Annotated in this window: 12 protein-coding genes; 5 read left to right on the top strand and 7 right to left on the bottom strand. The window is 70.6% G+C overall.

The genetic code is table 11. From position 1 onward, the window contains the following. Positions 1-101: 101 nt before the first annotated feature. Complete coding sequence (locus AB0I54_RS14675; protein ID WP_363296338.1) at positions 102-626, bottom strand: DUF2617 family protein; 525 nt, start codon at positions 624-626, stop codon at positions 102-104. Between the two features lie 850 nt (positions 627-1,476). Between AB0I54_RS14675 and AB0I54_RS14670 the strand changes: the two genes are divergently transcribed. Continuing rightward, positions 1,477-2,670 carry a pyridoxal phosphate-dependent aminotransferase gene (locus AB0I54_RS14670; RefSeq protein WP_363296337.1) on the top strand — a complete coding sequence of 398 codons (1,194 nt, stop codon included), beginning with the start codon at positions 1,477-1,479 and terminating at the stop codon, positions 2,668-2,670. A 1-nt stretch (position 2,671) separates the two neighbouring features. On the opposite strand, the gene AB0I54_RS14665 is transcribed toward AB0I54_RS14670, so the two are convergent. Then, positions 2,672-2,983, bottom strand: a complete 312-nt coding sequence (locus tag AB0I54_RS14665) for a hypothetical protein (protein WP_363296336.1) — start codon at positions 2,981-2,983, stop codon at positions 2,672-2,674. 211 nt (positions 2,984-3,194) lie between these two features. Between AB0I54_RS14665 and AB0I54_RS14660 the strand changes: the two genes are divergently transcribed. After that, positions 3,195-4,415, top strand: a complete 1,221-nt coding sequence (locus AB0I54_RS14660; protein ID WP_363296335.1) for a hypothetical protein — start codon at positions 3,195-3,197, stop codon at positions 4,413-4,415. Positions 4,416-4,438: 23 nt separating this feature from the next. On the opposite strand, the gene AB0I54_RS14655 is transcribed toward AB0I54_RS14660, so the two are convergent. Next, positions 4,439-4,969, bottom strand: a complete 531-nt coding sequence (locus AB0I54_RS14655) for a YbjN domain-containing protein (RefSeq protein WP_363296333.1) — start codon at positions 4,967-4,969, stop codon at positions 4,439-4,441. Positions 4,970-5,108: 139 nt separating this feature from the next. Here AB0I54_RS14655 and AB0I54_RS14650 point away from each other — a divergent pair, with 139 nt between their 5' ends. Then, positions 5,109-5,612, top strand: a complete 504-nt coding sequence (locus AB0I54_RS14650; protein WP_363296332.1) for a hypothetical protein — start codon at positions 5,109-5,111, stop codon at positions 5,610-5,612. A 94-nt stretch (positions 5,613-5,706) separates the two neighbouring features. Here the strand turns inward: AB0I54_RS14650 and clpB are convergent, their stop codons facing one another. Further along, positions 5,707-8,304: an ATP-dependent chaperone ClpB gene (gene clpB, locus AB0I54_RS14645; protein ID WP_363296331.1), complete on the bottom strand. Its 2,598-nt coding sequence runs from the start codon at positions 8,302-8,304 to the stop codon at positions 5,707-5,709. A 140-nt stretch (positions 8,305-8,444) separates the two neighbouring features. Between clpB and AB0I54_RS14640 the strand changes: the two genes are divergently transcribed. After that, positions 8,445-8,858, top strand: coding sequence for a TIGR03618 family F420-dependent PPOX class oxidoreductase (locus AB0I54_RS14640; protein WP_363296330.1), 414 nt, complete (start codon positions 8,445-8,447; stop codon positions 8,856-8,858). 154 nt (positions 8,859-9,012) lie between these two features. On the opposite strand, the gene AB0I54_RS14635 is transcribed toward AB0I54_RS14640, so the two are convergent. After that, positions 9,013-9,348, bottom strand: a complete 336-nt coding sequence (locus AB0I54_RS14635; protein ID WP_263210856.1) for a hypothetical protein — start codon at positions 9,346-9,348, stop codon at positions 9,013-9,015. A gap of 300 nt (positions 9,349-9,648) precedes the next feature. Between AB0I54_RS14635 and AB0I54_RS14630 the strand changes: the two genes are divergently transcribed. Continuing rightward, the gene (locus AB0I54_RS14630) at positions 9,649-10,686 is read left to right on the top strand and encodes a helix-turn-helix transcriptional regulator (RefSeq protein WP_363296329.1); all 1,038 of its coding nucleotides are present in this window, start codon (positions 9,649-9,651) and stop codon (positions 10,684-10,686) included. Positions 10,687-10,839: 153 nt separating this feature from the next. Here the strand turns inward: AB0I54_RS14630 and AB0I54_RS14625 are convergent, their stop codons facing one another. Both AB0I54_RS14625 and AB0I54_RS14620 read right to left on the bottom strand, forming a co-directional pair. Beyond that, positions 10,840-10,962 carry a hypothetical protein gene (locus AB0I54_RS14625; RefSeq protein ID WP_363296328.1) on the bottom strand — a complete coding sequence of 41 codons (123 nt, stop codon included), beginning with the start codon at positions 10,960-10,962 and terminating at the stop codon, positions 10,840-10,842. A 351-nt stretch (positions 10,963-11,313) separates the two neighbouring features. Then, a complete protein-coding gene (locus tag AB0I54_RS14620; protein ID WP_363296327.1) occupies positions 11,314-12,360 on the bottom strand; it encodes a helix-turn-helix transcriptional regulator in 1,047 nt (348 codons plus the stop codon). Between the last annotated feature and the right edge of the window lie 168 nt (positions 12,361-12,528).

Below are 12,528 nucleotides of genomic sequence, written 5' to 3'. Positions count from 1 at the left end.
GCGACGTTACGTCACACGCTCGGTACGCTTCGTCACCCACACGTGTGGATCTGAAGCACGTTTGGATCTGAAGCACGTTGACACGCAAGGTGTTTGACGGCCTAGCCGAGTTGGGCCGCCGGCACCCGTACGCCCACCCTCGTCCGGGTCGCGACCAGTTGGCCGTCCTGCGGATACGCATGCCAGGTACGCCAGTGCACTTGGCCCTCGTGCCGCTGGGCGAGCATCGCGGTGAAGGCGTGCGGGCTGCCGGGGAAGACGCCGGCGAGGCCGTGCGGATGGTCGGAGACGAGGGCCAGCAACTCCTGGGCGCGGCCGGCGAACGATCCGGGCGAGAGCACCTCCACCCGGGCCGCGAACTCGTACTCCCAGTCGCCGACCCGCTTGGCGACGCCGAGCGGCAGGGGCGTGCTGGACCCCGGGATGCACGCCACCGTCTCCGAACAGCCTCCCCGCTCCTCATCGAGAAGTACCTGGTGGGACGCTCCGAGCAGTCTCAACTGGAGCTTCGCGCCGGTCAATTCGAGGTCGAGCGTGGCCAGGGCGGGGAGCGGCTCGCGTCCCAGGGCCCAGGCTAGGTCGGCCGCGCGCGTATCGGTGTAGGAGGTGTTCAGGGTCGTGAGCATGGATCGGCTCCGCTGGCACGCAAAGAGAAAAGGGAGTGTGGCCCGGCGCACCTCGGTCGGTACCGGGAGATCGGCCGCGTCTGCCCGGTGTGCCCCGCCTGCCCAGCCGGGGAGAAGGCTTCTGCAGGGCGTCCGAGGGGCTGCGTTGGTGATTTAGAGGGAATCATGAACTGTGGCGCCGCCACAGCGTTTTTACCCAACTTCGTGGGGTTTCCATCCCTCAGGGGGCTCCACAGCTCAACTGTTCAACAACAGAGTGCCCCTGGCGCCCCGCGCGTACGCCGGAGCGCCCGCCGGATGCCTTCTCCCGGCGGGCGCCCGGTGTGCGGCCCGGATACGGTTCCCCCTGTTCTCCGGAGCTCAGCTGCCCCGTGTCAGCTGCCTCCCCCGCATCCGCCCCCGCCGCCACATCCGCCGCCCCCGCCGCAGGACGAGCCGCCCCCGCACGAGGAGTGACCGCCGCCGCCGCACGAGGAGTGGCCCCCGTGGTGCCCGTGGTGCCCTCCGGACGAGCCGCTGTCCGCGGCCCCGGCAGCCCACCAGCTGGCACTGCTGCCGCCGTCGTACGACGAGGACGACGAGGACGACGAGCGGGACCCGCTCCGATACCGCCTGCCGTACCGGTTCCTGCGCGATCGCTTCACCGCGGACCCGATGAACAGGACCGCGGCGATCACCGCCAGGATGATGCCGAGGACCATGGCGTCACCCTCCTTCCGTTCCCCCGAAGCGGCCCCCCGTGGGCGCCTCGCTCTCCCGCGGCCGCCGTACGACTGCCGCGTGACACGGGGATGCCCGGCCGCTCTGCCGGCCAAAGCAGAGTTGAGGAACTCCAGAGCTTCGGCGCAGGATGGCCCGCATGACCTCCAGCGCACGCCCGCTCCTCAACCGCCGGCTCGCCGAGTTCGGGACGACGATCTTCGCCGAGATGTCCGCCCTGGCGGTGCGGACCGGCGCGATCAATCTGGGCCAGGGCTTCCCCGACACGGACGGACCCGAGGAGATCCGGGAGGCGGCCGTGCGCGCCCTGCGCGAGGGCCGCGGCAACCAGTACCCGCCCGGTCCCGGCATCCCCGAGCTGCGCACCGCGATCGCCGCGCACCAGCTGCGCCGCTACGGCCTGTCCTACGACCCCGACACCGAGGTGCTGGTGACGGCGGGGGCCACCGAGGCCATCGCAGCCGCCCTCCTCGCGCTGCTCGAACCGGGTGACGAGGTCATCGCGTTCGAGCCGTACTACGACTCCTACGCCGCGAGCATCGCCATGGCGGGCGGCACCCGCGTCCCGGTCACCCTGCGCCCGCACCGCGAGCGGGGGGCGGGCTTCCGCCTCGACCTCGACGAGCTGCGCGCGGCGGTGACCGACCGCACCCGCCTGCTGCTGATCAACACCCCGCACAACCCGACCGGCACGGTCCTCACCCGTGCCGAGCTGACCGCGATCGCGGAGCTGGCGGTGGAGCGGGACCTGCTGGTGGTCACGGACGAGGTCTACGAACACCTGGTCTTCGACGACGCCGAACACCTGCCCCTCGCGTCCTTCCCCGGGATGCGCGAGCGGACGGTGACGATCGGCTCGGCGGGCAAGACCTTCTCCTTCACCGGCTGGAAGGTCGGCTGGGTGACGGCCACACCGGAACTGGTGACGGCGGTGCGCTCGGTGAAGCAGTTCCTGACGTACGTGGCCTCGGGCCCGTTCCAGTACGCGGTGGCCGAGGCCCTCGCGCTGCCCGACGCGTACTTCGCCGGCTATCGCGCGGACATGCTGGCCAGGCGTGATGTGCTGGCGGAGGGTCTGGCGGAGGCGGGCTTCGAGGTCTTCAGGCCCGCCGGAACCTATTTCGTCACCACCGACATCCGCCCGCTCGGCGAGAAGGACGGCTTCGCCTTCTGCCGGGCCCTGCCCGAGCGCGCGGGCGTGGTGGCCATCCCGAACGCCGTCTTCTACGACGACCGGGACGCGGGCGCCCCCTTCGTCCGCTTCGCCTTCTGCAAGCGGGAAGAGGTCCTGCGGGAGGCGGTGGAGCGTCTGCGCCGCCTGTGACTCAGGTCGCGGCCTGGGTCTGCTTGAGCAGGTCCACGGCCGCGGCGAGGCTCAGTCCCGGCAGGGCTTCGCGCAGGGCCTTGACGGCCTTGATCTCCTGTTCCCTGGCGTCCAGCTCGGCCTCGGCGAGCACCTGGGCGGCCCAGCGCACGCGCGGGTCCCCGCCGCCGATTCCGTCGACTATCTCCAGGGCCCGCCGCAGGCCGGCTGCCGTGTCGCTGCCGATGGCGTCGTCCAGTGCCCGCTGGATCGCGGCGCGCGCCTCGTCCAGATCGTTCAGTACGACGAAGTGCGTTTCCTTCTTGCTGAACACTCTTCCCCCTTGGTCGGTCGGTGTGTCCGTCGGTGTATCCGTCGGTGTATCCGTCGGCGTGTCGGTCATCGACGATCTTCGCCGAACCGCGGCCGTGCGGGCGGGTCGGACACGCCGCCCATGTCACGCAGCCACGCCGGACGCCGCGAAATCGCACCCGCACGGCCGCCCATCGCTAGCGACAGCCCGTTTCCTCCTGCAATGTGCGGGTGTGACCCACGCCACGACCGTCGCAACGCCCACCGTCACCGAACCCGAGACGCTGCACCGTGCGCGCCCCGGGCTGTCCACGGGCTCCGCGCTGTCCCTCGCCGCGGCGAGCGCGGTGGCCGTCGGGCTGTTCTTCGCCGCCCGGCTCGCCGGAACGGCCGTGCTCGCCGTGGCCGCCTGGGCCACCGGCAGGCAGCCGCTCGCCCTGCTCGGCCGGTCCTGGGACTCGGCCTGGTACCTCGGCATCGCCGCGCACGGCTACGGCCGCACCCTGTACTTCCACCCGACCGTCATCCACAGCGACCTGGCGTTCTTCCCGCTCTACCCGGCGCTGGTGCGGGTCATGACCGCCCTGACCCCGCTGAGCGGGGGCGCCGCCGGGCTGATCGTGTCGTGGACCGCGGCCGGGATCGCCGCCGGCGGGATCTACGCGATCGGGGCGCGGCTGCACGGGCGGGCCGTGGGCACGGCACTGGTGCTGCTGTGGGCGCTGCTCCCGCACTCCGTGGTGCTGTCGATGGCGTACACCGAGCCGGTGCTCACCGCCTTCGCCGCCTGGTCGCTGTACGCGGTCCTGAGCGGGAGCTGGCTGTGGGCGGGGAGCCTCGCGGCGCTGGCCGGGCTGTCCCGGCCCAACGGTTTCGCGGTCGCCGCCGCCGTCCTGGCCGCGGCCCTCTGCGAGGCGTACCGGACCTTCCGGCGCACCGGCCGGGTTTCCCACAGGCTGTGGACGGGCGCGGCGCTGGCCCCGCTGGGGTGGACGGCGTACGTGCTCTGGGTCGGCCGGCGCAAGGGGAACCTGCTCGGCGGCTACTTCGAGGTGCAGCGGCTGTGGGGGTCCCGGTTCGACTTCGGGGACGGGTCGCTGCACTTCGTGCGCCAGCTGCTGCTGCACGGCAGCCGGTTCGTCTTCCCCATGGCCATGGTGATCGTGGCGGCGGCCGTGCTGATGTACGCGCTGCTGATCGCCGACCGCGCCCCGCTGCCGCTCGTCGTCCACAGCGGGGTGCTGCTGCTCATCGCGCTCGGCGGCTCCGGCTTCTTCGAGTCCAAGCCGCGCTTCCTGCTGCCCGCCTTCCCGCTGCTGCTGCCGCTGGCCCGGGCGCTGGTGCGGACGGCGAGAGCCCGGCCCTGGCACGCGACCGTGGTGGTCTGCGCCCTGGCCGGGCTCTCCTTCGTCTACGGGGCGTATCTGGTAGTGATCGCCCACACCCCGCTCTAGAGGGCTCCGCGGAGCCGAGGGTGCTACTCCTCGTCGTCCTCGGGCTTCTCGGCCTCGTTGACCTCCTCCTCGAGGCCGAGCTGCTCGACCAGCCACTTGTCGAACTCGATCGCGGCCCGCACCCAGCTGACCGTGGAGGAGACGAAGTGGTTGAGGTCGACGCCGGTGCCGACCAGCATCTGCGCCTCACCGATGAGGCGGACGGTGCCGTCGTCGTGGGTGTGGCTGTACACCTTGGGCCACAGGGTCCGCCGGTTCCAGTCGTCGATGGACTCCAGCAGCTGCGGCTTCTCGTCGATCTTGTGGGGCCGGTCGTAGAAGGTCCGCACCGAGAAGACCGCCTGTTCGGCCTCCCCGCGGAACATGAAGTACGTACGGAACTGCTCCCACGGCGCCGCGAGGTCCCCCTCGTCGTCGACGACGTACTTGAGCTCCATCTGGTCGAGGAGCTGCTTCACGAGGTCCTGATCCGGGACGACGGGGCCCGCCGGTCCTTGGGGCTGCGGCTCGGGCTGGCCCCCGAAGTTCGGAATCGAGGACGGGTCGATGCTCACCGTGTATTTCCCTTCGTACGGATTCCGCCATCCTCCCCCATGCGGGGAGGGGGGTGGCAAGCCCCGACGTGGCCTGTCGGCTCCTGGCTGACATGATCTGGCCGGTCGACGACGATCCGGAGCGCGGGCAGGGGGCTCGATGGCGGGCGTGCGGGGCGGTACGGCGGGTGCGCGGGCGGGCCGCGGGGGCACCCGGTGGGGGGTGTTCGCGGCGGTCATGGCGCTGCCGGCGCTGATCCTGGCCGGGCTGGTCGCCATGGTGATCAGGTTCATGACCTCGGACTATCCCCTGGGCGGAGAACCCGAGGCCGTGCCGTGCGCGGAGGCGCTGGCGTTCGGTGGGGCGAAGCTGCCGAAGGGGGCGTACGACGGTCAGTGCACGGTGCAGACCTGGCTGGACACGGACTATCACGCCGCGTTCCGGATGCCGAGGGGGGCGGTCCGGACGTGGCTGACGGACACCTATCCCGAGGGCCCTGAGCCGGGTACCGATCTGTGCGACACCGGCGCCGATCTCTGTCTGAATCTGAACACGCAGTTCGCGACGCCTCCGGAGGACGCGGGTGCCGACGCGGTGACCGTCAACGTGACCTACGAGGACGCCGGCACCGCGGTGGTGTCCTTCTCGGCGTTCACCGTCTGACCCGCGCGCGACCCTGCGCGCGACGGCCCGCCCCCGGGGGACGAGGGGCGGGCCGTCGCGTGTGCCGGAACGGGTCAGGACGGGTCAGGACGGGTCAGAGGGTCTTGCCGGTGGCCGGGCCGACGATCAGGCCGTCGCCGAAGGCGTCCACCCGGACCGTGTCGCCGTCCTTGATCTCGCCGGAGAGGATCTCCTTGGCGAGCCGGTCGCCGATGGCGGTCTGGACCAGGCGGCGCAGCGGACGGGCGCCGTACGCCGGGTCGTTGCCCTCGTCGGCGAGCCAGGCCAGCGCCTCGGGCGTGACCTCCAGGCCGAGCCGCCGCTCGGCCAGCCGCCCGGCCAGCCGGTCGATCTGCAGCCGGGCGATCCTGGCCAGCTCCTCCTTGTCGAGCGCGGAGAAGACCACCAGGTCGTCGAGCCGGTTGAGGAACTCCGGCTTGAAGGCGGTCCGGACCGTCTCCAGCACCTGTTCCTTCTTCTCCTCGTCGCCGAGGACCGGGTCGACCAGATACTGGCTGCCCAGGTTGGAGGTGAGGACGAGGATGGTGTTGCGGAAGTCGACCGTGCGGCCCTGACCGTCGGTCAGGCGGCCGTCGTCCAGCACCTGGAGCAGGATGTCGAAGACCTCGGGGTGTGCCTTCTCCACCTCGTCCAGGAGGACCACGGAGTACGGCCGCCTGCGCACCGCCTCCGTCAGCTGGCCGCCCTCCTCGTAGCCGACATAGCCGGGGGGCGCGCCGACCAGCCGGGCCACGCTGTGCTTCTCGCTGTACTCCGACATGTCGATGCGGACCATCGCCCGCTCGTCGTCGAACAGGAAGTCGGCCAGTGCCTTGGCGAGTTCGGTCTTGCCGACGCCGGTCGGGCCGAGGAAGAGGAAGGAGCCGGTGGGGCGGTCCGGGTCGGCGATGCCCGCGCGGGACCGTCGTACGGCGTCGCTGACCGCTTGTACGGCTTCGCTCTGCCCGATCAGCCGCTTGCCGATCTCCTCCTCCATGCGCAGCAGTTTCCGCGTCTCGCCCTCCAGGAGGCGGCCGGCCGGGATGCCGGTCCAGGACGCGACGACGTCGGCGATGTCGTCGGAGCCGACCTCGTCCTTGACCATCGTGTCCTTGGCGGCCTCTTCCTCGGCCTCGGAGGCGGCCTCCAGCTCCTTCTCCAGGGCGGGGATCTCGCCGTACAGCAGCTTGGAGGCGGAGTCGAAGTCGCCGTCGCGCTGGGCGCGTTCGGCCTGGCCACGCAGGTCGTCGAGCTTCTCCTTCAGCTCGCCGACGCGGTTGAGGGACTGCTTCTCCTTCTCCCAGCGGGCGGTCAGGCCCCGCAGCTCCTCCTCCTTGTCGGCGAGGTCACGGCGCAGCTTCTCCAGGCGTTCGCGGGAGGCCGGGTCGGTCTCCTTGTCGAGGGCCAGCTCCTCCATCTTCAACCGGTCGACGGCGCGCTGGAGTTCGTCGATCTCGACCGGGGACGAGTCGATCTCCATGCGCAGCCGGGAGGCGGCCTCGTCAACGAGGTCGATGGCCTTGTCGGGCAGGAAGCGGGAGGTGATGTACCGGTCGGACAGGGTGGCCGCGGCCACCAGCGCGCTGTCCGCGATCTGCACCTTGTGGTGCGCCTCGTAGCGGCCCTTGAGCCCGCGCAGGATGGCGATGGTGTCCTCGACGGTCGGCTCGGCGACCAGCACCTGCTGGAAGCGCCGCTCCAGCGCCGGGTCCTTCTCGATCCGCTCGCGGTACTCGTCGAGGGTGGTGGCGCCGACCATGCGCAGCTCACCGCGGGCGAGCATGGGCTTGAGCATGTTGCCCGCGTCCATGGCGGAGTCGCCGCCGGCGCCCGCGCCCACGACGGTGTGCAGCTCGTCGATGAAGGTGATGATCTGCCCGTCGGAGTCCTTGATCTCGGCGAGGACGGTCTTCAGGCGCTCCTCGAACTCACCGCGGTACTTGGCCCCGGCGACCATGGCGCCGAGGTCCAGCGCGACGAGCCGCTTGTCCTTGAGGGACTCGGGGACGTCACCCTTCACGATCCGCTGGGCGAGCCCCTCCACGACGGCGGTCTTGCCGACGCCGGGCTCTCCGATCAGCACCGGGTTGTTCTTGGTCCGCCGGGACAGCACCTGCACGACCCGCCGGATCTCCTGGTCCCGCCCGATGACGGGGTCGAGCTTGCCGTCGCGCGCGGCGGCGGTGAAGTCGGTGCCGAACTTCTCCAGGGCCTTGTACTGCCCCTCCGGGTCGGCGGTGGTCACGCGGCGTCCTCCCCTGGCCTTCTGGAAGGCGTCCAGCAGCTTCTTCGGTGTGGCCCCCTGCCGGGAGAGCACCTCGCCGGCCGCGCCGCCCTTCGCGGCGATGCCGATGAGCAGGTGCTCGGTGGAGAGGTACTCGTCGCCGAGGTCCTTCGCGGTGTCGGCCGCGTTCGCGATGACGGCGAGCAGCTCGCGGTTGGGCTGCGGGGGCGCAACGGTGGATCCGGCCACACTGGGCAGCGCGGCGAGGGCCTTCTCCGCTCCGGCCCGTACGGCGGCCTGGTCGGCGTCGACAGCGGCCAGCAGGTCGATGATGTTCTCGTTGTCCTGGCCCTGGAGCAGAGCCAGCAGCAGGTGGGCAGGCGTCAGGTCCGCGTGCCCCTCGGTCACGGCCCGGTTGGTGGCCGTGTTGATCGCGTCCCGGCTCCTGTTGGTCAGCTCGGCGTCCACGTTCGCGTTCTCCTCCTCGGCGTCGGCTCGTCGGCCATGTCTCCAGCGTCTCCCAGTGCTGACTTAACCAACGTACACAAAGTTGAGTCTATTCCACTCAAGGTAGGTCCGGGAGGACTTCGGGGGCTAACTTCCGGGCCATGAGCACCTACTCCGTGGACCCGGTCGCCCCCAGCGCGTCGTACCTCGCCTTCTGGCGCGAGCGCCATCTGTGCACGCTGACGACGCTCCGCCCGGACGGCAGCCCGCACGTCGTCCCCGTCGGAGTGACATACGACCCCGGGGCGGGACTGGCTCGGGTACTGACGAACCGGACGAGCACCAAGGTGTCCCATGTCCTCGCGGCCGATCCGCTCGGCGCACGGGTCGCCGTCTGCCAGGTGGACGGCCGCCGCTGGGCGACGCTGGAGGGGCGGGCCTTCGTGCGCACCGACCCGGAACTGATCGCGGAGGCGGAGCGGCGCTATGCCGAGCGCTACGAGAGAACGCCCTCGCCGAACCCGGACCGGGTGCTCATCGAGATCGAGGTGCGGCGGGCGCTGGGGCGCGGCTGAGGGGGCTGACACACGGCGGGTTTCGGTCACCGTGGAAGCGCGCCCATACCCTGAAATGTCGCCAGAAACTACAGCGGCGTCACCGTGTTCAGGTCACGGTGACGCCGCTGCGGGGGGAAGTACCTGAGCGATCTTTTACGACGGGGGAATCGCGTCAGGCACTGCGGGGGGTGGCAGAGATGGTCCTTACGTCCGGGATCTCCGGCTCGGTGAGCCGGTGATCCCGCTGGTCCAGGTTCACAAAGATCATTCCGTACCGGATGGCGCATCGCACGGGCTGCGGTGCGCCTCGGGGTTTGCGCAGGCATCGGTAGGCCCGTACGTCCTCGTCCTCGTCCCGCGTGACGACGACCGGCTCTCCGAAGACGGTCACCATCAACGAGTCACCGCTGTGGGGGATGGCGGTGACCAGGTCGATGAAGTGCCAGCCGGAGCGGTAGGCGGTGGCCATTTCGCGGCGGAAGGATCGGTCGTCGGGTGGAGTGGTCACTTCAGCTCCCGGCTCCATCGGTCATCGAGATCTGCCCATTGGTGTCGCCCGTGGTCACCGCATCCGCCACGACACTCGGCCACGTGGTGTTGGCACGAACGTCACCCTTCGCCTCGGAGTAGCCACTCCACACTCCGGCAGTCGCTATGACGGAGAGAGCGGCGACAAGTACCGAGCGAAGCACTTTGTTCCGCATGTTCGGCTTCGTCCTCACTTGAAGGTCCCCTTTTCCCCCGTCAGGTACGACGATGGCTCATTCGGGCACGTGGTGGCCACACAATCGGTGCATCATGTTCCTGCATGTTCAGGACCCTGGGGGGTGGAGATTTGGCAACGAATCGGGCGAAAGCGATACATCCCCACTCGGTGACGGATCTGTGCGAGGAAGGACGCCGACTTTACGCCGTCGCCCTGCGCACGGGACGTGTCGCCCGGTCCGATGTCGCGGACGCCCCGTGCCTGATGGAGTTCGCCCTGCTCCATCCGGATCCGGACGACGCCGACTGGCTGCGCCCGGTACCCCCGGCGATCGCCCTGGCGCACCGGCTCAACCCGATCGAACGCGAGATAACCGAGCGCCGGCGTCTGTCGATCGAACTCGCCGACGTGTTCGAGCCTTTCATGTCACTCAGCACACAGGTGATGGCGACCAGCGATGCACTCACCATCCTTGAGGGCGGTGACCGTATCAACGCGGCCCTCAATCTCGCCACCGAGCAGTGCCAGAGCGAGGTGCTCACGATCCAGCCGAGCGACCGGGTCTCCGAGGCCAGCGTGCTGCGGGGGCTGGAGCGCGACAGACCCCTCATCGAACGGGGCGTGCGGATCCGCACCCTGTACCAGCACACCGCACGCTACAGCCCGGAGAAGCTGGCCTACGCCTCCCATCTCGCCGACGGCAAGGCCGAGTACCGCACCATCGACGAACTCGTGGAGCGGCTCATCATCTGCGACGAGAGCGTCGCCTTCATCCCCATACGCGAGGACCAGCAGGTCGCGCTGGAACTCCGGCAGCCGGGCCTGGTCCGCTATCTGATCAAGGTCTTCGAGTTCATGTGGAGCCGCGCGGTCCCGCTGAGCATGGGCGGGCCCTACGAGGTCGCCTCCCACGGCATCACCGAGATCCAGCACTCCATCGCCAAGCTGCTCGTGGAGGGCCATGTCGACGAGGCCATCGCCCGCCGGCTGGGCATGAACGTCCGGACCTGCCGCGCCCACATCGCCAAGCTGGCCCAGGCCCTGGGCAGCGGCAGCCGAGCCCAACTCGGCTATCTCATAGCCCAGTCGGGCATCCTCAAGCAGGACACATCACTCCCGGACGAGAGCGGCCACCGGTGAGCGCGCCCTGACGGCAGCGCTACGAACTGACGCTGAACGAGGGCAAGTTGCCCGGCCCCGCGAAGGGGACGGTGCGCGCCTCCCGGACACGCGTCACGGACGAACTCCGGTGCGGGGAGGGGCTGGTGGAGCAGTGCGGGCGGCCGCTGGGAATCAAGCGAGCGCGGTGGCCGCGCTGACGGTCGCCTGGCCCGCGACCAGGCCCCGCTCGACCGGGGCGACTGCGACCGGTAGGGGCCCGCCCTGGACGAAGGTGCCGGACCGGCACCTCGGCATCGACCGCACGATGGCGCTCCCGCCCACCCACGACACCGGGCGGCTCGCCCTGCAAGTGCGCCACCCGGCGCTGCCCAGGTTCTTCACACCACGCCCGTGTGTCCACAGGCCGTCCGGCGCCCCGCCCTGAACGGTGTTCGCCGACCGGCCATCGACCGGTACGAGCCGCAGCGCGCGGACTTGGCGCCGCGCCCTGGACGAAGTGCCGGACCGGATCGCTCGCCCACCCACGACACCGGGCGACTCGCCCCGGAAGTGCGCCACCCGGCGCTACCCAGGTTCCTCACGGCGGCCTTCGGCCGGCTGCTGCGGCCGACCGCACCCGCGCGCGCATTGCCCGACTCCGCTGTCTCAGCGCACGCTCGGGGATTCCTGGTCGGGGATGGTTACCGTGGGGACGTCGGCGGTGCGTGGGGGGCCGTCCAGGCCCACCTGGGCTATCCGTACGCCCAGTTGGGTGCGGCTCGCCGCGCCCAGTGTCTCCGACAGGCGGGCGATATGGGCCCGGCAGGTGCGGACGCTGATGCCCAGACGCTCCGCGATCACCGCGTCCTGGTGGCCCTCCGCCAGCAGCGCGGCGATGGACTGCTCACGGTGGGAGATGCCTTCGATACCCGTGTCCGGCAGCGCGGCCGTCAGCGGGACCGCGAGGCGCCACAGCCGCTCGAAGACCGTCACCAGGTACTCGACCACCGCCGGGTGGCGCAGCTCCAGGGCCATCGTGCGGTCGGCGTTCGCGGGGATGAAGGCGACCGTGCGGTCGAACAGGATCAGCCGGTCGATGACCTCGTCGAGGGTACGGGCCTCGACCGCGTCGCCCATCAGCTCCAGGTAGTTGAGCAGGCCCTGGCCGTGCCGGGCCACGTGCGTGTACAGGTCCCGCATCCGCACGCCCCGGCCGCGCAGCGCCACCGCGCGGTGCAGACCCTCCGTGAGCTCGGCCTCCCGCCGGATGCCGCCGGGCTGCACGGTCAGCACCTCGGTCGTACACGCCTCGGTCGCCTCGTCCATCGCGGCCTGGATCCGGGACAGCCCGTCCAGCACGCGGATCGCCGTACCCTCCGTCGAGGGCGAAGCCGAGGCCTGGAGCTGGCGCCCGAGACCGGCGTACCACTCGACGGCCGCCACCGCCGAACCCACCCGCCGCTGGCTGTCCCTGACCTCGTCGTACACCCCGCGCAGCAGCCGGGTCATGACCTCCTGCGGGGAGGTCGGCACCAGCCAGTCCATGTCGTCGGGGTCGGGGTGCAGCAGGGCGAGGTCAAGTAGGCAGGGCACCGGCTCGGCGTCGGTGCGCGGCACCCGGCCCCGCCGTACGGCCCGGGAATACACGCGATCCCCGGCCTCGCACAGGCGGTCGGCACCGTGTGGATGCTCCTCCGTTCCGTGCCCGGCCATCGCCCATTCCACCCCCGGTTTGCTGCCACTTCCGTGGCGCAACTATGCGCGGACGGATGCGGCTCCGCAACACGGCTCTCCACGCCATGGCCGCCGTAAACCGCTGGTATCGCCCCTTTCCTCCCGGCCTCCTCCCCTCCTCTTGCAACAAGCTGACGGTGGAGAGGC

It is taken from the genome of Streptomyces sp. NPDC050625 (genome assembly GCF_040654755.1).
Lineage (GTDB): Bacteria > Actinomycetota > Actinomycetes > Streptomycetales > Streptomycetaceae > Streptomyces.
This window is presented reverse-complemented; position numbering and strand designations above follow the sequence as displayed.

Bases quoted from the DNA above. Each gene is read 5' to 3' on its own strand.
- AB0I54_RS14675 (WP_363296338.1), bottom strand. From the start codon at position 626: ATGCTCACGACCCTGAACACCTCCTACACCGATACGCGCGCGGCCGAC.
- AB0I54_RS14670 (WP_363296337.1), top strand. From the start codon at position 1,477: ATGGCCCGCATGACCTCCAGCGCACGCCCGCTCCTCAACCGCCGGCTC.
- AB0I54_RS14650 (WP_363296332.1), top strand. From the start codon at position 5,109: ATGGCGGGCGTGCGGGGCGGTACGGCGGGTGCGCGGGCGGGCCGCGGG.
- AB0I54_RS14640 (WP_363296330.1), top strand. From the start codon at position 8,445: ATGAGCACCTACTCCGTGGACCCGGTCGCCCCCAGCGCGTCGTACCTC.
- AB0I54_RS14630 (WP_363296329.1), top strand. From the start codon at position 9,649: ATGTTCAGGACCCTGGGGGGTGGAGATTTGGCAACGAATCGGGCGAAA.
- AB0I54_RS14625 (WP_363296328.1), bottom strand. From the start codon at position 10,962: ATGCCGAGGTGCCGGTCCGGCACCTTCGTCCAGGGCGGGCCCCTACCG.
- AB0I54_RS14620 (WP_363296327.1), bottom strand. From the start codon at position 12,360: ATGGCCGGGCACGGAACGGAGGAGCATCCACACGGTGCCGACCGCCTG.